We start from the raw sequence: 19,411 nt of genomic DNA, 5'->3' as shown, positions 1-19,411 counted from the left end.
TCCCGCCCGCAGGAACCGGCTTGCCGTCTCCGCGCAGGTTGCGGCAGGACGGGCGCATGACGCATCGCATCGAACTCTGGACCTGGGATCTGGACCGACCGGGCGACGAAGCCCTGCTTTCGCCGGACGAACTCGCCCGGGCGGCCGCCTTCGCGACCGGAACGCTCCGCGCCCGCTTCATTGCCGGCCGCAGCGGGCTGCGGCAGCGGCTCGGCGCGCATCTGGGGCTCGACCCGGCGCGGATCGCCTTCCGCTACAACCGCTTCGGCCGGCCCGAGCTGCCGGGTGGCCCCTCGTTCAACCTCAGCCATTGCGGCGCGCGCGCGGCGCTTGCCCTCTGTTCCACGGCCGCGGTGGGCGTGGATATCGAGGCGATCCGCCCGATCGAGCGCGCCGTGGCCACCCGCTTCTTCGCCCCCGCCGAGCTGCGGGACCTGGAGGCGCTGTCGGGGGCCGCCTGGGACGAGGCCTTCTTCCGGCTCTGGACCCGCAAGGAGGCGTTCCTGAAGGCCGTCGGCACCGGGCTCGACACGCCGCTCGCGAGTTTCGAGGTGACGGCGGACGACCGGCCCCGCCTTCTCCGCGCCGAGGGGCAGCGGGCGCAGGACTGGGCGCTGATCCACCTGTCGCCCGCGGCCGGAACGATGGGCGCCATCGCGGTCGAGGCGCGCGGCGGCGGTGTGGAGCTTCGCCTGCGCGACTGACCGAAGGGATCGTCTGCGGCCGATCAACGCCCCGAGGATCCTTCGGCCAGGAAGGTCTCGATCTCCTCGGCCAGCCGGTCGGTGCCGATGCGCAAGGCGCCCAACGCGACGACCTCGGGGATGTGGACGGTCTTCAGCCGCCCCGTCACCACATGTTCCCAGCCGATGGAGGCATCAAAGCCCCGTGCGCGCGGCACGTCGTCGGTCACCACATGCAGCACCGGCACGTCGATGGGATCGGGGCGATAGCGGTCGCGGGCGGCGACGAGGAAGTCGATGAAGTCCTCCTCCTCCGGCTCCAGGTCGGTCCGGCGCACGCGGCCGATCAGGCGCAGCGCGCGGGCGACATGCAGCGCGCCCGAGAGGCGGATGATCCTGTAGCCGCCCAGGAAGGCGTCGGTCGACATCTGCCCCACCCACCAGCGCCGGACCCGCCGTTTCAGCGTGTGGCGCCGGTCAAGCCAGCGCAGCCGCCGGTCGGCCAGCATCCGCTCGACGAAGCCGGGCTCCCACACGTCCTTGAGCACCACCGCCGCGATGTCGTGGCCGCGCGCCTTCAGCACCCGCGCGGCCTCCAGCGCCACGTTGCCGTGGACGCAGATGCCGAACAGCAGGAACGGCCCCTGCGGCTGCGCCCTGAGGATGATGTCGGCATAGTCGGTGGCGATGTCCTCCATGCTGTGCCGGCCATGCTCCTGCCCCGGCGAGCCGTCGAACAGCCGCACGCAGATCGCCGGGCGATCGGCCGAGAAGCCCGCGTGGATGGCCGTCGCCGTCCAGGCGTTGTTGACCGCGATCAGCGGCGTGCCGCTGCCGCCCCGCTGAAGCGGCAGGATGCGCCAGTCGTCCTTGTCCGGCGCGGGCGCGGGCGCCGTCTGCGCGCGGATAACGCCCGCGAGGTCGCAGAGCCGCGGGTTGTCGTAGATCGCGCCGATGCCGATCTCGGCCCCCAGTTCGTCGCGCACCCGGGTCAGCATCCGCAGCACCAGGAGCGAATGGCCGCCGAGGTGGAAGAAGTTCGATGTGGGCTCGACCGTGTCGCGGTCGAGCACGTCCTTCCAGATCCGGATGAGCTGCGCCTCGATGCTGCGGAGCGGGGCGGATGCGGGCGCCGCCGGGGCAGAGGTCGGCTTCTTCGGCACGCGCAGCCGGTCGCGGCGCAGGTTGCCCTCGGCGTCGCGGGGCAGAGCGAGAAGCAGGCTCACCCCCCAGGGCACGTCCGCCGGATCGAGCCGCGTCGCCAGATGGGCCGCCACCTCGGCCGGCAGGTCCTCGAGCGGGCCGGCGTGATCCGGCCGAGGCACGACGAAGAGATAGGTGCCGTCCGGCTCGGCCACCGCCGCGGCATCGGCCACACCGCCCATGTCGCGGGCGGCGGCTTCCAGCCGGGCGAGCCGCCCCGCCTGCCGGTCGCGTCGTTCCAGCACCGCATGGTCGAGCGGCAGGGCTTTCAGCGGCTCGCCCGGATGGTCCAGCGCCTGATCGAAGCCTGCCACCAGCAGGTCGAGCAGCGCCTGCGCGGTGGCCGGCTGGAAGAGTTCGGTCGCGTATTCCAGCGTCACCCGCCAGCCCGAGGGCCGCCCCACGATCTGGAAGTTCAGATCGTAGACCGCGCCCGGCGTGTGGGACGGTGCCGAGAGCAGCTCGAACTTCCCGTAGCGGCGGTTCTGCAGGAAGGTGCGCTGGATGTTGAAGTTGATCGAAATGAGCGGCATGCGCGAGGGATCGCGCGGCGGGTTCATCAGCTCCACGAGCTTGTGGAACGGCATTGACTGATGCGCCAGCGCCTCCTGCACCACGCCCCGCACCCGGCCGAGATGGTCAGCGAAGGCCGCCTCGGGGTCGGTCGGCAGGCGCAGCACGAGGTTGTTGATGAAGACGCCGATCAGCGGCTCGAGATCCACGTCGTTGCGGCTGGCCACCTGGGTCCCGATCAGGATGTCGGTCTGCCCCGTGAAGCGCGCAAGGCAGGCCGAGAGCACCGCTGTGCCATAGGCGAAGACCGAGACCTCGCGCCGCTTCGCCTCGGCCTCGAGCCGCTCGCCGAAGGACGGCGGCAGCACGACCGAAGTCATGGCGGCGGCGGTGCCGCGGCGGCTCGCACGGGGGAAGTCGGCCTCGATCTCGAAATAGGGCGCGTCGGCCAGCTGCGCCTTCCAGTAGGCGCCGTCCTCCTCCAGGACGCCGCAGGCGAGGTATTCCTGCTGCCAGAGCGCGTAGTCGCCGTATTGCAGCGGCAGCTCGGGCAGGTCGGGCTCGCGGCCCGCCTCGATCGCTTCGGCGATGGTGCCGATCTCGTGGCCGAGGACGCGGATCGAAAAGCCGTCAAAACAGACATGATGCGCCACGATCAACAGCATCGCCCGTTCCGGCGACAGGCGGACCAGCGTCGCCCGCATCAGGCCAGGCTTGGCAAGGTCGAAGGGCACCGCGCCCGTCTCCTGCGCGATGGCCTCGATCCGCTCGGACGGGTCCTCGCCCGCCGCGACGCGCAACTCGACCACGCTCAGGCGGAAGCGGACCGCGGCCGCCACTTCCTGCATCAGCTGGCCGTCCTCCTCCACCAGCCGCGTGCGCAGGATCTCGTGCCGGTCGACGACGCGCTGGAAGGCGGCCTCGATGCTCGACGGCAGGACCTGGCCGCGGAGCTCCCAGCGCACCGCCACGTTCAGCGCCGGGGTGCCGGGCGTCATCTGGTCGAGGAACCAGAAGCGCAGCTGCGTGGCGGTCGCGGGGAAGCGGGCGACGACCGGCTCGGTCAGGGGAAGCGGGTGGGTCATGATGCGATGGCTCCTTCGCGCCGCGCGCCGTGGCGGAACGAGCGCAGCGAGGGCCGGGCGCCCGCGGGCGCGCCGGAGGCCTCGCGGCTCGCGGCGAAGGCGGCGAGGTCGCGGATGGTCGGATGCTGGAGAAGGTCGCGCGCCTCGAGGTTCAGGCCCGCATCGAGCATCCGGGCGGCGATGCGGAAGACGGTGAGCGAATCCGCCCCGAGCGCATAGAGCGTGTCGGTGGTCGAGATCGCCTCCATCCCCAGCACCTCGGCCCAGATCCCGGCGAGGCGTTCCTCCATGGGCGTGGCGGGCCGCGTCAGCTCGCGCAGCGGCGTGACGGGCGCCGCGGCCTCGGGCGCGGGCAGCGCCTTGCGGTCGAGCTTGCCGTTCAGCGTCTGCGGCAGTGCGCTCAGCGTGACCCAGCGCGACGGGATCATGTAGTTCGGCAGCACCCGCTCCAGCGCGGCCATCAGCGTCTCGGGTGCGGGATCGGCGCCCGCCTCGGGCACGATCCAGGCCACGAGCTGCTTCTCGCCGCGTGGATTGGTCCGCAGGTCAACCGCCGCCTGGGCCACGCCGTCCACGGCGCGCAGCGCCATCTCGATCTCTCCGAGTTCGATGCGGAAGCCGCGCAGCTTGATCTGGCCGTCGCCGCGGCCAAGAAGTTCGACCGAGCCATCCGCCAGCAGCCGCGCCCGGTCGCCGGTGCGGTAGAGCCGTTGGGTCCGCCCCCCCACCGTCAGCTTGCGGAAAGCGGGCCGCGTCAGGTCCTCGCGGCCGAAATAGCCGGTGGCGAGGCCCGCGCCGCCGATGTTCAGCTCTCCCGTCACCCCCACCGGCAGCGGCCGGCCCTCCGGCGAGAGGACATGGAGCGCGGTGTTGGCGATCGGATGGCCGATGGTGATCGTCGCATCCTCGGGCCGGATGCGGTTCACGGCCGACCAGATCGTCGTCTCGGTCGGCCCGTAGAGGTTCCACAGCTCGGCCCCCTCCGCCATCAGCCGGCGTGCGAGGTCGAGCGGCAGCGGCTCGCCCCCCGCCATGACCTTCAGCCCCGCGGGGATCTTCAGCCCGGCTTCCAGCAGCATCCCCCAGAGCGTGGGGGTGGCCTGCATTACGGTGATGTCGCCCTGGCCCAGCCGCGCGGCGAGGCGGAAGCCGTCGAGCACGTCCTCGGTCGCGGCCACCACCACCGAGCCGCCCGAAATCAGCGGCAGGAAGAGCTCGAGTATGGCGATGTCGAACGAGACGGTGGTGACCGACAGCAGCCGGTCGGCGGCGGTGAAGCCGGGCTCGGCCGCCATCGACGACAGGCAGTTCACCACGGCGCGGTGCGGGATCTCGACTCCCTTCGGCGTGCCGGTGGAGCCGGAGGTGAAGATCACGTACGCCGGATCGTCCGGTCCGGTGGCGGGCAGGCTCACGGGTTCCGGCGCCTCGCCCGCGACCCCGATGGCGGCGATCTCCAGCCCCTCGGCATAGGCGGGAAGCATGGCGTCGGGCAGGATCAGCGCCTGCGCCCGCGCGGCTTCCAGCACATGGCGCAGCCGGGTCGGCGGGTGGCGCGGGTCGAGCGGCACGAAGGCATGGCCCGCCTTCATCACGGCCAGAAGCGCCACGGGCAGCAGCTCGGAACGCTCGAGCGCCACGGCCACCCGGCCGCGCCCCTCGGGCAGGGCGGCACGAAGCCGCGCCGCCAGCGCGTCGCTCTGCCGGGCAAGCTCGGCATGGGTGAGGCTGCGGCCCGCAAATTCGATGGCCGGAGCCTCGGGCCAGCGCGCCGCGGCGGCCGCCACCAGCCCATGCAGCGTGGGCGCGGCCGGGGGTGCGATGAGGGTGGCGGGAAGGGCGGGCAGCGCGCCTTCCTCGACGAGCGGCAGGTCCGCCAGCGGACGGTCGGCATCCTCGGCCAACCCGCGCAGCACAAGGGCGAAATGGCCGATCCAGCGCCGCACGGTTGCGGCCTCGTAGACGTCGGAATTGTAATCGACGTCCAGTCGCAGCCCTTCGCGGCTTTCGATCATGTTGAAGAAGAGGTCGAAGTTGACCGCGGCCTTCGGGTTCGGATGGGTGGCAACCGAAAGCCCCGGCATCGCCAGCCCCTCGGCCACCTTTTCCAGGTTGAACTGCACTTCGGTCAGCGGCAGCCGGTTCAGGCTGCGCTCGATCTTCAACTCGCGCACGAGCGTTCCATAGGTGACGTCGGAATGGTCGAGCGCGGCCAGCACCTTGTCGCGCACGGCCTTCAGGTGATCCGCCGCCGTGGCGCCTTCGGCGAAGGGCACGCGCACCGGCAGGAAGTTCACGCAATGGCCGACGAGGTTCGGATCGGGCAGGAGCGCCTGCCCTCCGGTCGGCACCGCCAGCACCACGTCCTGAGCCGCAGAGAGCTGGCCAAGCGTGATCTGCAGCGCCGCGAAAAGGGTTGCGAACAGCGTGCAGCCCTGCTTCGCCCCGGCCTTCCGGGCGAGCTTCAGCACCTCGGCGTCGAGCCGCTCGGTGACGGTGCCCCCCCGGAAGCTCTTGATCGCCGGATGCGGCCGGTCGCCCGGCAGGTTGGGCAGGGCAGGCACGGTGGCATATTCGCCGCGCCACCAGGCTTCGTGCGCCGGGTCGTGCGGCCGGCGCGCCAGTGCATGGGCGGCGAAGGAGGGTGCGGGCGGCAGCGCGGCTGCCCGTCCCTCGACGCGGGCGGCGTAGAGCGCGGCGAGGTCGGTGAAGATCACGTTGTAGGACCAGCCGTCGCAGACGATATGATGGGCGGTGGCGACCAGCGTGTGCCGGTCAGGGCCGCCGCGGACCAGCCGGAAGCGGATCGGCGGTCCCGCCACCAGGTCGAGCGGGGTCTCGGCCTCGGCCTGCAGGATCCCGGCCAGCGCCGCCTCGGGGTCGGGCGCCTCCGACAGGTCGGTGAGCGGCAGGTCCACCGGCGCGGGATCCGTCACGTCGAACCTCTCGCCCGAGCGGGCGAAGACCAGCCGCAGGCTGTCGTGCCGGGCGAGGATGTCGGACAGGCTCGCCTCCAGCGCCGCCACGTCGAGCGGCCCGTCGAGATGCAGAGAGGCACCCTCGTTGAAGCTGCACGAGGCCGCGTCGCCCAGCTGGCTCGTCATCCAGATCTCGCGCTGCGCCTCGGTCAGCGGGATGGCGTTCGTGGGCGGCGCCGCGGCGGGGGCGGCTGTGGGAGCCGCGATGTCCGCGGGCGGCGCCGCCGCCTCGGTCCCGGAGGCAAGGATGCCGATCGACTGCAACTGGTCCAGCGCGCTCTCGAAGGCGCGGGCGATGCGGTCGCACTCTTGCTCGCCGTGGGATGTTGTCAGGAAGCCGCAGTAGCTGTCGATGATGTGGATCCCCTCCATCCGCATCAGCGGATAGGCGAGCGAGGCGCGCGCCTCGTGCTGCGACAGGTTCAGGGCGAACCAGCTCGAGAACCCGTGGATGAGTTCGGGCAGGCCGCGCGAGGTGAGGGCCCGGTTCAGTCGCGCGGCGAGCACTGCCGCCCGCTCGGCCGTAGCGGTCCAGAGGTCATCCCCCTGCGTTTCCAGATGGTCGAGCACGGCATCGACCGCCGCCACCACCAGCGGATGGCGCACGAAGGTGCCGGCAAAGAAGGTGGGCGGCGTGTCGGGGCGGCTGTCATCGCCATAGCCCCAGAGACCGCCGTCGAGGGCGTTCATGAAGCGGCCCTTGCCCGCGAGGATCCCCACCGGCATGCCGCCGCCCGGCACCTTGCCGTAGGTCGCCATGTCGGCCTCGATCCCCCAGAGGCCCTGCATCCCGCGCCGGTGGGTGCGGAAGCCGGTCACCACCTCGTCCATCACCAGCGCCGAGCCCTGCTGGGCGGTGATGGCGCGCAGCTCGCGCACGAACTCGGCCGGGCGCAACTCGGGGTGGCGGCTCTGGACGGGCTCGACGATGACGGCGGCAACGTCGCGGCCGTTGGCGCGCAGCCACTCGAGGCTTTCCGGCGCGCCATAGCCCAGCACCACCATGTTGCCGAGGCCCGAGCGCGGGATACCCGGCGCGATCGGCAGCGCCACGGGATCGCCGCCGCGGCTGCGGCCCTTGACCAGCACCTCGTCGAACTGGCCGTGGTAGTCGTTGCCGAAGACCACGATCCGGTCGCGTCCCGTGACCGCGCGGGCGAGCCGCATGGCGGCCATCACCGCCTCGGATCCGGTGTTGCAGAAGGTCACCCGCTCGTGCCCCACCATACGGGCAAATTTCGCGGCGACGGGGCCCGCCAGTTCCGCCTGCGGGCCAATGGGGAAGCCCTTTTGCAGCTGCCGCCGCACGGCATCCAGCACGAAATCGGGCGAATGGCCGAAGGCGGTCTGGCCGAAGCCGTTCACGAGATCGATGAACTCGTTGCCGTCGATGTCCCAGATCCGCGCGCCCTTGGCCCGCTCGGCGACGATCGGGAAGACCAGCTCCTTCCATTCCTGCCGGAAGCCCGCGGCGGTGCGCGGGTCGGCATGGACGGGGCGGTGCTTCGCGGTATGGGCCTTGGAGCCGGCATGTTTCGCCGAGTAGCGCCGGGCGAGATCATTGACGAAGGCCTGCTGGCGGGCGTCGAACTGGCCGCCGGAGAGATCGACGCCGCGGCCGAAGCGGAAGCGGGCGGAGGCCGGAGCCTCCTCGGCCCCCCCGGCCTGCACGGCCGGCGCCGCCAGCTGGGCCACGGGCGCCGGAACGGAGACGGGAACGGGCGCAGGAGCCTGCACCGCGACGGGGGCGGCAGGGGCAAGCGCAGCAGGGGCCTGTCCGCCCAGGGCGCGCAACTGTTCGGTGAAGATCGCCTGCATGGTCTGCATCTGCGACTGCAGCACGCCCGCAATCCCCTCGGCCGGCAGGGCCGGGGCGGCGAAGGCCGCAGGCGGCGTGGGAGGCATTGCCATGGCGGGGGCGGGGGTCTCACTTCCGGCGGGAGACGTGCCGGCGACGGCAACCCGGGCCACGGGCGCGGCCGCCACCGGCTCGTCCGGCGGCAGGACGGCATCCATGTGCGCGGCGAGCGCCGCCACGGACGGATAATCCGAAAGCAGCTGCCGGAAGGTCAGTTCGACCCCATGGTCCCGCGCGAGCCGCTGCGCGACCTGACCGAGGAAGAGGCTGTCGAAGCCCAGCTCCAGGAAGCTCGTCTCGGCCTGGTCGGGCCCGAGTTCCTCGCCAGAAAGGTCTGCGAGCAGGGCCAGGAGGTCGGAACTGAGGCGCAGGCTGCGCGAAGGCGTGCTGGTCATCGGAAGGGACTCTCCAGGGTAGGGGCTCTGCAGGACGGCGGTCGGTGCGGGGGCCGCGGTCGGCTCTGCCGGGACGGGCAGGGGCGCGGGAATGGCGGCGGCCACGTGCGCGGATGCCGCGGCGGGCGGCGCGTCGATCCAGTGCCGGCGCCGCTCGAACGGATAGGTGGGAAGCGGCAGGCGGCGGGAGCCGCGCGGACCGGCCCGTGACCAGTCCACCGGAACGCCCGCCGCCCAGAGCCCGGCCAGCGCTTCGGTCATGGCGAAACCGTCCGGAACCGGTCTGGTGTGATCCGGCAGCGACTGGAGGATACCGCCATGGCCAAGGCGCGACAGGCATTGCGCGGCGAAGGTCGAGAGCGTGCTTCCCGCCCCGACCTCGAGCAGCACAGGGGCCTGCCCTTCGGATGCCGCAACCCGGATGGCGGCATCGAAGTTGACCGTGGCGCGCGCCTGATGGGCCCAGTAGGCCGGGTCGCGCGCCTCCTTCTCCGTTACCCGGGCCCCGGTGACGCAGGAAATCCACGGGATCTCTCCCGCCTTCAGGTCGAGGCCGGCGAGTTCCCCTGCCAGCGCCTCGCAGACCGGATCCATCATGGCCGAATGGAAGGCATGCGAGGTATGGAGCCGCGAGCAGGCGATGCCCGCCCCGGCCAGCGTCGCCTCCATCGCCTCGATCGCCTCGAAGGATCCGGCCAGCACGTTGAGCTTCGGCGCGTTGCGCGCGGCGAGATCCACGCCAGGCCGCAGCAGCGGCTCGATGCGCGCCGCCTCGGCCCGGACGGCCAGCATGGCGCCGCCGGGCATGTCCTGCATCAGCTGCCCGCGCCGGGCGATGATGCGCAGCCCGTCCGCGAAGCTCATTGCGCCCGAGATCACGGCGGCGGCGAACTCGCCCACCGAATGGCCGATCATGGCCGAGGGCCGGATGCCGCGCGACAGCCAGAGCCTCGCGGTGGCGACCTGGGTCAGGAACAGCGCGGGCTGGGTCAGGCGCGTGTCGCGCAGCGCCCGCGCCATATCCTTGTCCGAGGTGTCGCCGAAGCAGAGAAGCTGGTTCAGGTCGAGCCCGAGGAGCGGCTCGAGGATCGCCGCCCCCTCGTCGATCCAGCGGCGGTATTCGGGTTCCTCGGCATAGAGGCCCGAGCCCATGCCGGGATATTGCGAGCCCTGGCCGGGGAAGAGGAACACCACCGGTGGCGCGTCGGCGGGCGCGGGGCCCTTGGGGGGCACGGCCTTGCGCAGCCGGGCCGCGGCCTCGGCCGGCTCGCGTGCGGCGATGGCCAGCCGGTGGTCGTGGACGGTGCGGCCTTCCTGCAGGGTGAAGGCCACATCGGCGAGATCCCCGGCATGGCTGTCCAGATACCCCGCCATGCGCGCCGCCAGCGCCGCCAGCGCCTCGGGCGAGCGGGCCGAGATCGGCAGGACCTGCGGCGCCGTCACCGGCTCTGCCGCGGGGGCCGCCGGGGGTTCCTCGAGCACCAGATGGACGTTGGTCCCGCCCACGCCGAAGGAACTCACGCCCGCGCGGCGCGGACCCTCGCCGGTCCAGCGGGTGGCGGCGGTCGGCACGCGGAAGGGAAGCTCGGCAAAGGGAATGCGAGGGTTCGGGGTCTCGAAGCCCGCCATCGGGGGGATCAGCCCCTCGCGCAGCACGAGGGCCGTCTTGATGACGCTGGTGACGCCGGCCGCCGCGTCGAGGTGGCCGATGTTGCCCTTGACCGAGCCGAGCGCGATGCGCCCCTGCGGCGCTTCCCCGAAGGCCGAGGCCAGGCCGCGGATCTCGACCGGGTCGCCGAGCGGCGTGGCGGTGCCGTGGCATTCGACATAGCCGATCGAGGCGGGCTCCACCCCGGCGTCGCGATGCGCCATGCGGATCGCCCCGGCCTGGCCGGTGACCGATGGGGCGGTATAGGCGATCTTGTCCCGCCCGTCGTTGTTGATGCCCACGCCGCGGATCACCGCGTGGATCGTGTCGCCCTGCGCCAGCGCATCCGCGAGCCGCTTCAGCACCACGACCCCCACGCCATGGCCGAAGACGGTGCCGTCGGCGCGGCCGTCGAACGGGCGGCAGGCGCCGCTTTCCGATACCATCCCACCTTCGGTGCAGCGGTAGCCACGCTTCTGCGGGAAGGTGATCGAGACGCCGCCCGCCAGCGCCATGTCGGACTGGCCCGCCCGCAGCGACTGGCAGGCCTGGGCGATGGCCACGAGCGAGGTCGAGCAGGCGGTGCTGACCGTGATCGCGGGCCCCTGCAGGCCGAGCTTGAAGGCCGCCCGCGTCGCCAGCGTGTCGGAGATGTTGCCGAGGATCTCGGCGAACATGTCCACCTGGTAGCCGGTGGCAAAGGCCTCGGCCGTGGCCCGGTCGCGCAGCACGTGGCGGACGAGATAGGTGCTGAAGGACGCGCCGGCGAAGACTCCGATCGCCCCCGGAGGACGGGCGGGATCGGTCCCCGCCTGTTCCAGCGCCTCGACGCAGGTCTCGAGAAAGAGCCGCGCCTGCGGGTCGGTGGCGGCGGCCTCCTTCGGATACATGCCGAAATAGCGGGCGTCGAACAGCTCCACGTCCTGGAGACCCGGCCGGACGGGCACATAGCCGCGCGCGGCGCGCTCGGCCGGGGTGAAGACGTCCTCGATCTCGGCGGGGTCGAAGCGGCGGAAGAGGCTCGTGCCCTCGGTCACGTGCCGCCACAGATCCTCGACGCTCGGCGCGCCGGGGAAGCGCCCCGCCATGCCGACGATGGCGATGGCGCCCTCGTCCTGTGCGGGGGCGGCCGGGACCGCGGCCTCCGCCCCGGCGGCGGGGGCCCCGACGAGGGCGGCCAGACGCTCGGCCAGGTCCTGCAGGCGGGGGGTCTCGAACATGAGGGTGATGTCGATGCGCAGGCCCAGTTCCTTCTCGAGCAGCGCATGGACGTCGATGAGCTGCAGCGAGCTGCCGCCCATCTCGAAGAAGGTCCGCCCGGGCGGAACCGGGCCGCAGCCGAGCACCCGCTGCCAGAGGGCGGCGATGCGGGCCCGAAGCTCGGTGACGGAGGCAACAGGCGCGGCCGGGTGCGCCGCCGGGGTCCCGGAGGCATCCTCCGCGACGGGCTCGTCGGCCAGGACGGCGGCCGCCTCGGCCTGCCGCGCCTCGGCGAGTGCCACCAGTGCCTTGCGGTCGATCTTGTTGGCGGGCGTGAGCGGCAGCGCCTCGAGCACGGTCACCAGTCCCGGCACCATCGCCTCGGGCAGTTCACGCGCCATGCCTTCGCGGATGGCCGCGGCCGCCGCCTCGGGGTCGAGATCCGTCCCCTCGACGAGCCGCGCGAAGCCCGCGAGGCGCCGGTCCCCGTTCGGCGCGCGGATGACCTCGACCGAGCCGTCCTCGACCATGGGCTGGCGGCGCAGCACATGCTCGACCTCGTCGAGTTCGATCCGCCGCCCGCCGAGCTTCACCTGCCGGTCGATCCGCCCGAGGAACTGCACCACCCCGTCCGGCCGCCGCCGCACCAGGTCGCCGGTGAGATAGATCTTTCCCTCGCGGCCCGGTCGCGGGTCCGGCACGAAGCGCTCGGCGGTCTGCTCGGGTTTGTTGCGGTAGCCGAGGGCGAGCCCGGGTCCGGTGAGGGCGAGCTGCCCCGCCTCGCCGTCCGGCAGTTCGGCCAGGGTCTCGTCCAGCACCAGCACCTCGTCATGCGCCGCTACACGGCCGATCGGCAACGGAGAGCCATCGAAATCCGCGGGCGCCACCACATGGAGCGTGCCGATCACCGTGTTCTCGGTCGGCCCGTAGGCGTTGACGAGCTTCAGCCCGGGGCCGTGGATCTCCCCGTGCTCGAGCGCGCGCGCGGCCAGCCGCGGCATCATCACGTCGCCACCCACGATCAGCAGGCGCAGCCGGCCGACCGCCTCGGGGTGATGCTCGGCCATCAGGTGGAAGATCCCGGTGTAGAGCACCATCGCCGACACGCCCTGCCCGAGGATCGTGGAGGCGATCACCTCCAGCGCGGGCTTCGGCGTCTCGATGACGATCAGCGCGGCACCATTCAGCAGCGGCCCCCAGATCTCGAGCACCGACCCGTCGCAGCCGAAGGTCGAGCTGTGCAGCGCCACGTCGGAGGGCAGGTACTGGCAGTCCGGCTGCCGGATCGCAAGCCGCGCCACGCCGCGTTGCGGGATCTCGACGCCCTTGGGCTTGCCGGTGGAGCCCGACGTGTACATGACATAGGCCAGATCCTCGCCGCTGCGCGCGGGCCAGTCCGGCAGGGACGAGGCGGCCTCCGCGGCTTGCGGATCCTCCGCGATGGCCAGCACGGGACGCGCCCCCGCCGCCAGCGTCCGGGCCAGGTCCGCTTCGCCCGAGGCATGCAGCAGCAGCACGGGGCCGGCATCCCCGACCATGTAGGCGAGCTGTTCGCGGGCATAGGTCGGATCGAGCGGCATGTAGGCGCCGCCCGCGCGCAGGATAGCCAGCATGCCGATCAGCGCCTCGACCGAGCGTCCCGAGACGATGCCGACCACGTCTCCGGGGCCCACGCCCGACCGCACCAGCCGGGCGGCCAGGGAAACGGCGCGGGCGTGCAGCTCGCGATAGGTCAGGCGCGTCCGTTCGGAGATCAGGGCGGCCGCCTCAGGGCGCGTGCCGACCACGTTTTCAAATATGTTGAAAAGCGGCAGGGCCGGGGTGAAGTCCTGAAACGCATTCTCAAGCGGAGCGGAGTCTCTGCTGGACACTACGCAACACCTTTTAATGAACGGGCAGACGGGCCCGTTATCATGAATGTCTCTTTCCAATCCCGAGGAGCCGGCTTTCGATGTCTGGCTGACGTTTCGCCGCGCCAGCCTCAGGCTTTGAGTTCAAATCCGGGCGATCGCTGGACCGTTCCGCCCGCCCTCATTCATCGCGACAACCCCACCACCTTGTCAATCACGCGCAGATTGAAAACCATGTATTTTACCAGCCTGCAATGAACGCTCTGACATCGTCGGATTTATCGCTTTGTAATCAAGACTTTTTACGGCAACTGTCCGGTTTCCGGAAGAACAATCGGATCGTCGACGAAAGTCATAATTTTTCCGGTCCGAAAATCTTATCGTACGGCTTTAGGGGGATGCGAACTCAGCGCAAACCCACGACTGATGCTCGTCCCCAGACCCGGATGGGTAGCGATCCGATGGCCGAGTCCGGGAATCACCCATTCGTCCATCAAGTGGAGGTTCATCCCGCGCAATTCCTGCTTGAACTGGCCGTGGTTGCGGATGCGGTAGGCGACGCGGGTCGGCCCGATCCGTTCGAGCGTGACCACTTCGGGCCCATCGCGCGTGGCCACCTTGTTGAGCAGGATGACCGAGGGGCGCTGCGCCAGCCTGTCCACCAGATCGGCGAGGGGCTGTTCGAGATACTGCAGCAGCCCCGAGGCCAGCAGCACGTCGGCGGCCGGGCAGGCAGAGGGGTCCTCGTGGAACTGCACGGAGGCCGGCAGGTGGCCCTCGGCCTGCAGCCGGCGGCCGCGCTGCACGATGGCCGGCAGGTCCAGCACCGCCCAGGTGATGCCGGACAGGTGCAGGAACCGGCGGAAGGCGGTGTGCTTGGTCGCGAGATGGCCGCCGGCATCCAGCACGGTCATGCCGGGAGCCAGCACCCGGTCGAGCCAGAACAGCACCGGGTAGTCCCACAGATGCACCTGGGTCATCGCCTCGAAGGAAACCTCGGTCGCGGCCTCATGGTCGTAGCCGGCCAGCTGTCCAGGCGGAACCGCGGCCAGCGCCTCGGCCACGCTGCCATAGGCGCCCGCGAAGCGTGGCGGCCGGGGGCCATACTGGCGCAGCCGGCCGATCATGGCGCGGGCGGGCAGCGCCGCACCGCTCAGTCCGTTCCGGGCGAGCGAGGTCAGCCGGATCATGGTGCCACCTTCGCGCGGCGCAGAAGCAGGGCCGCGGCCTGCCGCGCGGCGCCGGGATAGGCGAGAGCAAGGCCTGCGGCATAGGTCACGAGCACCGGGAACCCGACCGCGACAAGGCGCAGGAGCGGCGGCAGCGCGTCGATCGCGGGCTGAGTCCGCAGCAGCAGCAGCAACGCCACCCCCGCTCCGAGGGCGGGCAAGGCGCGGAAGGTACCGGGCAGGATCCCGCGCCAGTTCAGCCCCGCATGGCGCTGCTGCAGCCAGATGCTGGTGGCGAGCGCAATGGCCGCCGCCAGGGCCTGCCCGAGCGCCACCGCCATGATGCCGACGGGCCCGGTGACAAGGGCCAGCCCGATGGCGACGCCCGCGTTGAACAGGGACACCCGCGGGATCCGCCGGACCTCGCCCGCCAGCGAGAGCAGCGGCTCGGAAGCGTAGGTCGGCAGCAGCAGGCATTGCGACAGGGCCACGATCAGGATCACCGGCGCGGCCGGGGCCCACTCGGGACCCAGCAGGCCGGTGACGAGGGGCTGAGCCTCGAGCGCGATCCAGACGAAGACCGGCACCGCCAGGACGAGGAGGGCGGGGAAGAAGACCGCCGCCTCTTCCTGGAAGCCGCGGCCGGAGCCGTGACGGGTGCGGGCGCTGCGGAACATGCTCCAGGCGATGATGCGGGCCGTCTCGCTCATGACCTCGGCGAAGGCGCCGACCAGCCGTTGCGCCAGCCGGAAGAAGCCGACGCTGGCGGGCCCCAGGAAGGCCCCGATGACGAAGGTCGCGGCATAGACCCTGATGGTCGAGATCGTCCGGGCGGCGAGGATGTTGCCCGAAAAGCGCATCAGCTGCCCCAGAACCTCGCGCTTCATCCCCAGCCGGGGGCGGGTGCGCAGGATGCGGACGGCCAGCGCGAGCTGGACGCTCTGCTGGACGACCCGCCCGTAGGCCATGGCGAAGATGCCGTGGCCCTCGAGCAGCGCCCAGACCGAGACGACGAAGCCCGCGGCCTCGCCCAGCATCAGCACCGAGGCCGAGGCGGCCAGCCTCTGCTGGTGCAGCATCAGTCCGTTGTGCGCGGTCCAGGTCGTGGCGAGGCAGATCCACAGGCTGAAGAGCATCCCGAGCCGACCCGCGTCGCCGAGGCCGGGCCAGGCCTGCACCGCCAGCGAGAGACCCAGCCCCGCGCATCCCACGACGAGGCCCGAGAGGATGGCCACGGTGAGCACCTGCCCCGGCACCTCGTCGTCGCCGGTCCAGCTCATCACGAATTCGGCCCAGCCCGCCTCGGACATGCGCAGCGCGATGAGCGCGACCGCCGAGACGAGGGCGAAGACACCGAACTGGGCCGGTCCCATGACATGGGCGGCCAGAAGGAAGATGGCGAGCTGGGAGCCCTGCGAAAGCACGCGGGCCATCGTGGTAAGTATCCCGCCCTTCACGATGCTGGGAGGCCGTCCTCCTCGACCGAGCGCGTCCGCACTGGGATCAATGGTCAAAAGAAAATCTCCAGCGGTTATGGCCGCCTGCTTCCGGCATGAAACGAATCGTCCTATCGGCCCCGATGGTCGGCCAAGGGCGGAAGCCTGTCCATTTCACCGGAAGGCGAGACCATGGCCGGCGGGTGCAGTCCCTTCCCGCCCACTGCCCCTTCCGGCCGATGCCCGTCCGGCCCGGGCGCGGGGCGGGAAGAAACCTGTTGCTCCGGGCCGCGGCACTGGCATTATCGCAGCCGGTGTGATCCGGCAGTCCTGCCAGGGAAGCGGCCGTTCCGGCCGCATCGGATTCATGACCATGACCCAAGACACGATCGACACGAGCCTCGGCACCCTGCGATGCGATCCCCTGCCCGGCAGGGGCGCGGAAGCCTGCGTTCCGCGCATGGGAATCGTCGTCGCCATCGCCACGACCGGCCGACCCGAGGTGCTCCTGCCGACGCTCGCCGCCGTCTCGGGCCAGAGTCGGCCGCCGGACCGGATCCTGGTCTGCGTCGCGGCCAGCACGGATCTGCGGCTGGCCCCCGGCCTCGGCGACGTCGAGTTCCTGACCGCTCCGAAGGGGCTGACGCGGCAGAGGAACGCCATCCTCGACCGGATCCGGCCCGGCGAGATCGTGCTGTTCATCGACGACGACTTCGTGCTGGCTCCCGATTGCCTGGAGAGGCTGGACGCCGGTTTCCGCGACCACCCCGAGGTGGTGATGATGACGGGCCGGGTGCTGGCCGACGGGATCTGCGGGCCGGGCCTCGGCCATGCGCAGGCGGCGGCGCTGATTGCGGCGGCGGGCCCCGCGCCCGCGGAGCGCCTGACCGAGGTCTACAACGGCTATGGCTGCAACATGGCCTTCCGCGCCGGGCCGGTTCTGGCGGGGCTGCGTTTTGACGAGCGGCTGCCGCTCTATGGCTGGCTCGAGGACGTGGACTTCTCGCGCCGCCTGTCCCCCTTCGGCCGGATCGTGCGGAACGAGGCGATGCGGGGCGTGCATCTGGGCGTGAAGTCGGGGCGCACCAGCGGCCTCCGGCTTGGCTATTCGCAGATCGCCAACCCCGTGCATCTGATCGGCAAGCGCAGCATGAGCCCGCGCCGGGCGCTGAGAATGCTGCTGCGCAACCTGATCGCGAACGGCCTGAAGTCCGTTCGGCCCGAGCCCTGGACCGATCGGCGGGGCAGGCTGCGCGGAAACCTGATCGCGCTCGGCGACCTCCTGCGCGGCCGATTGCGGCCCGAGCGGGCGCTGGACCTGCCCTGAGGGCGGCGGCTCCCGGGCGAACCCGGTGAGCGCGCGCCTTCAGGCCCCGGGCGGGCGCCGGACGATGCGCCGGATCCTGCGGGCCAGCGGCTTCAGGGCCTCGGGCACCATGCCCCGCGCGGTCCGCGTCAGGGCGGCCGGCAGGGTGGTCCGGCGAACCGCACTGAGGAAGAGGTCGGGATGGACGCAGTCCATGAAGGCCAGGTTGCGGATCGGCGCATGGGCGTGGGCGGCGAGGATATCCATGACCGGCGACTGCGCCTTGACGTAGAGGAAGGTGTTCTGCTGATACCAGTAGTCGATCTCGGGATCGCCCCAGAGCAGCGGACGGAAGAGGTCGAAAGGGCGGTAGCCCTGCTTCATGAACAGGCCCGCCCAGTAGCTCGGGCGCTGTTCGTTCAGGTGGTCCGTGCCGCCCTGCGCGGTGAAGGCTGCCCCGAACATCACCACGTCCGACAGCCCGGTCAGCGAGGCCACGAAGGTCTCCGCCGCAGCCGGCTCCAGATGCTCGGCCACTTCCAGCGACATGGCGAGGTCGAACCGTTCGCCGTCGGGCAGGCTGAACGAACGGTTCAGATCCACGGCCCGGAAGTCGATGGCGGGATCGACCATGTTGCCGGGGGTGTTCCAGGCGCCGTCAAGCCCGAGGGTGCGCTTGGCCCCGGTCTCGCGGAAGGCCTTGAGCCAGGTCCCGCGGCCGCAGCCCAGATCCACCACGCTGCGGGGTGCAAGGATCGGGGACAGGACGCCGGCGTATTTCCGTCCGCTGCGATAGGAATTGTCCGCTCCGTGATGTGAATGACATGAACAGAAAGGCCTGTGGCTGGAATTTCAGTTTTCGGCACCTGCAGGTGGCGGCATGGCCGCCTCGTCAGTGCACTGGACACTGGAGTTGTTGCAGAACGCCAGCTTGACGTATAGCGCCCCCTTTTCCGCCCTAACGTTACGCGACGCGGACGATCTCGTCGGTGCCGAGGGCGTTGAAGCGGTTGGTGAGAGCGACGCGGATGTGGATTTCGGCGGTCTGGCGGTCGGGGTCCCGCGCCATGATGCGTTCACCGAAGGCCGTGAGCCGAGCCGGTGAGCGCCAACGGTTCGAGCGAACCGGCGAGAGCATCTTCGCATCGATCGGGCTTCGAGCGTGGTAGCCTGTCCATCGCTTCCTGAGCGCTCGGCCAAAGGGCCGGGTGGCGCGCAGGGTCTCGTTGCGGGCGCGGGCGGCGGGACCATCTTCCTTCCAGGGCCGGCCGTTCCGGCGGACCGGGATGACGGCTGTGGCGCGGCGCTCGCCGATGGCCGTGTGGCAGCGTCGTGTGTCGTAGGTGTTGATTATCGCTGAGTACTGACCCGGGTTTTTTATCGAGCAGTGACCCGCCTGAAGGTTATGGTCGTGGTCTCAGGTTTGGGTCGTTGGGGTCGGCCCCCTTGTTGCTGCGCGCTGCCTTGGCGCTGGCGTGGCAGCGGAAGCTGTCGTTTCCGGTCTCGAGGATGTGGCAGCGGTGGGTGAGCCGGTCGAGCAGGGCGGTAGTCATCCTGGCGTCGCCGAAGACCGCGGCCCACTCGCTGAAGCTCAGGTTGGTGGTGATGACGACGCTGCTGCGCCCGTAGGGCTTGCTGAGACGGTGGAACAGCAGGGTACCGCCGGTGGTGGAGACCGAAAGGTATCCGAGCTCGTCGAGGATCACGGGATCGGCGCGCGTGAGGCTTTTGGCGAGGTGCCCGGCCTTGCCTCTGGTCTTCTCCTGCTCGAGCGTGTTGACGAGCTCGATGGCTGAGAAGAAGCGGACCTTCTTGCGATGGTGCTCGACAGCCTGGACGCCGAGGGCCGTTGCGATGTGCGTTTTCCCGGTGCCGGGCCCGCCGATCAGCACGACATTGTGGGAGCCGTCGATGAACTCGCAGCGGTGCAGCTGGCGGACCAGGGCCTCGTTGGCCTCGCTGGCGGCGAAGTCAAAGCCCGCGAGATCCTTTTAGGCCGGGAAGCGCGCGGCCTTCATGTGACAGGCGATGGAGCGGACCTCGCGTTCCGCGACCTCGGCCTTCAGGAGCTGCGACAGCATCGGTAC

Annotated in this window: 7 protein-coding genes and 2 pseudogenes; 2 read left to right on the top strand and 7 right to left on the bottom strand. The window is 71.0% G+C overall.

The annotated features are described in order from the left end of the window. Positions 1–56 precede the first annotated feature (56 nt). Complete coding sequence (locus tag FG154_RS13435; RefSeq protein WP_145108794.1) at positions 57–704, top strand: 4'-phosphopantetheinyl transferase family protein; 648 nt, start codon at positions 57–59, stop codon at positions 702–704. 23 nt (positions 705–727) lie between these two features. Here the strand turns inward: FG154_RS13435 and FG154_RS13430 are convergent, their stop codons facing one another. The 4 genes from FG154_RS13430 to FG154_RS13415 form a co-directional block, all read right to left on the bottom strand. Beyond that, positions 728–3,484 (bottom strand): condensation domain-containing protein, encoded by a 2,757-nt coding sequence (locus FG154_RS13430; RefSeq protein WP_145108791.1) that lies wholly within the window; start codon positions 3,482–3,484, stop codon positions 728–730. After that, on the bottom strand, positions 3,481–13,434 hold the full coding sequence (locus FG154_RS13425; RefSeq protein WP_145108788.1) for a non-ribosomal peptide synthetase/type I polyketide synthase: 9,954 nt from the start codon (positions 13,432–13,434) through the stop codon (positions 3,481–3,483). The genes FG154_RS13430 and FG154_RS13425 overlap by 4 nt, the downstream gene beginning before the upstream one ends. Positions 13,435–13,790: 356 nt before the next feature. After that, positions 13,791–14,603 carry a methyltransferase, TIGR04325 family gene (locus FG154_RS21065; protein ID WP_186312366.1) on the bottom strand — a complete coding sequence of 271 codons (813 nt, stop codon included), beginning with the start codon at positions 14,601–14,603 and terminating at the stop codon, positions 13,791–13,793. After that, complete coding sequence (locus tag FG154_RS13415; RefSeq protein ID WP_281282079.1) at positions 14,600–16,039, bottom strand: oligosaccharide flippase family protein; 1,440 nt, start codon at positions 16,037–16,039, stop codon at positions 14,600–14,602. Before FG154_RS13415 ends, FG154_RS21065 begins: the two co-directional genes overlap by 4 nt. A gap of 346 nt (positions 16,040–16,385) precedes the next feature. Here FG154_RS13415 and FG154_RS13410 point away from each other — a divergent pair, with 346 nt between their 5' ends. Further along, the gene (locus tag FG154_RS13410; RefSeq protein WP_246100273.1) at positions 16,386–17,345 is read left to right on the top strand and encodes a glycosyltransferase family 2 protein; all 960 of its coding nucleotides are present in this window, start codon (positions 16,386–16,388) and stop codon (positions 17,343–17,345) included. Positions 17,346–17,384: 39 nt separating this feature from the next. On the opposite strand, the gene FG154_RS13405 is transcribed toward FG154_RS13410, so the two are convergent. The 3 genes and pseudogenes from FG154_RS13405 to istB all read right to left on the bottom strand — a co-directional run. Beyond that, the gene (locus FG154_RS13405) at positions 17,385–18,080 is read right to left on the bottom strand and encodes a class I SAM-dependent methyltransferase (RefSeq protein ID WP_342779074.1); all 696 of its coding nucleotides are present in this window, start codon (positions 18,078–18,080) and stop codon (positions 17,385–17,387) included. A gap of 208 nt (positions 18,081–18,288) precedes the next feature. Continuing rightward, positions 18,289–18,666, bottom strand: a pseudogene (locus FG154_RS13400) (IS5/IS1182 family transposase); the annotation flags it as partial. 61 nt (positions 18,667–18,727) lie between these two features. Next, positions 18,728–19,411 (bottom strand): annotated as a pseudogene (gene istB, locus FG154_RS13395) (IS21-like element helper ATPase IstB); the annotation flags it as partial.

The organism is Cereibacter sediminicola, from assembly GCF_007668225.1.
Lineage (GTDB): Bacteria > Pseudomonadota > Alphaproteobacteria > Rhodobacterales > Rhodobacteraceae > Cereibacter_A > Cereibacter_A azotoformans.
The sequence above is the reverse complement of the archived record's forward strand: the minus strand, read 5'-3'. Positions and strand labels throughout refer to the sequence as shown.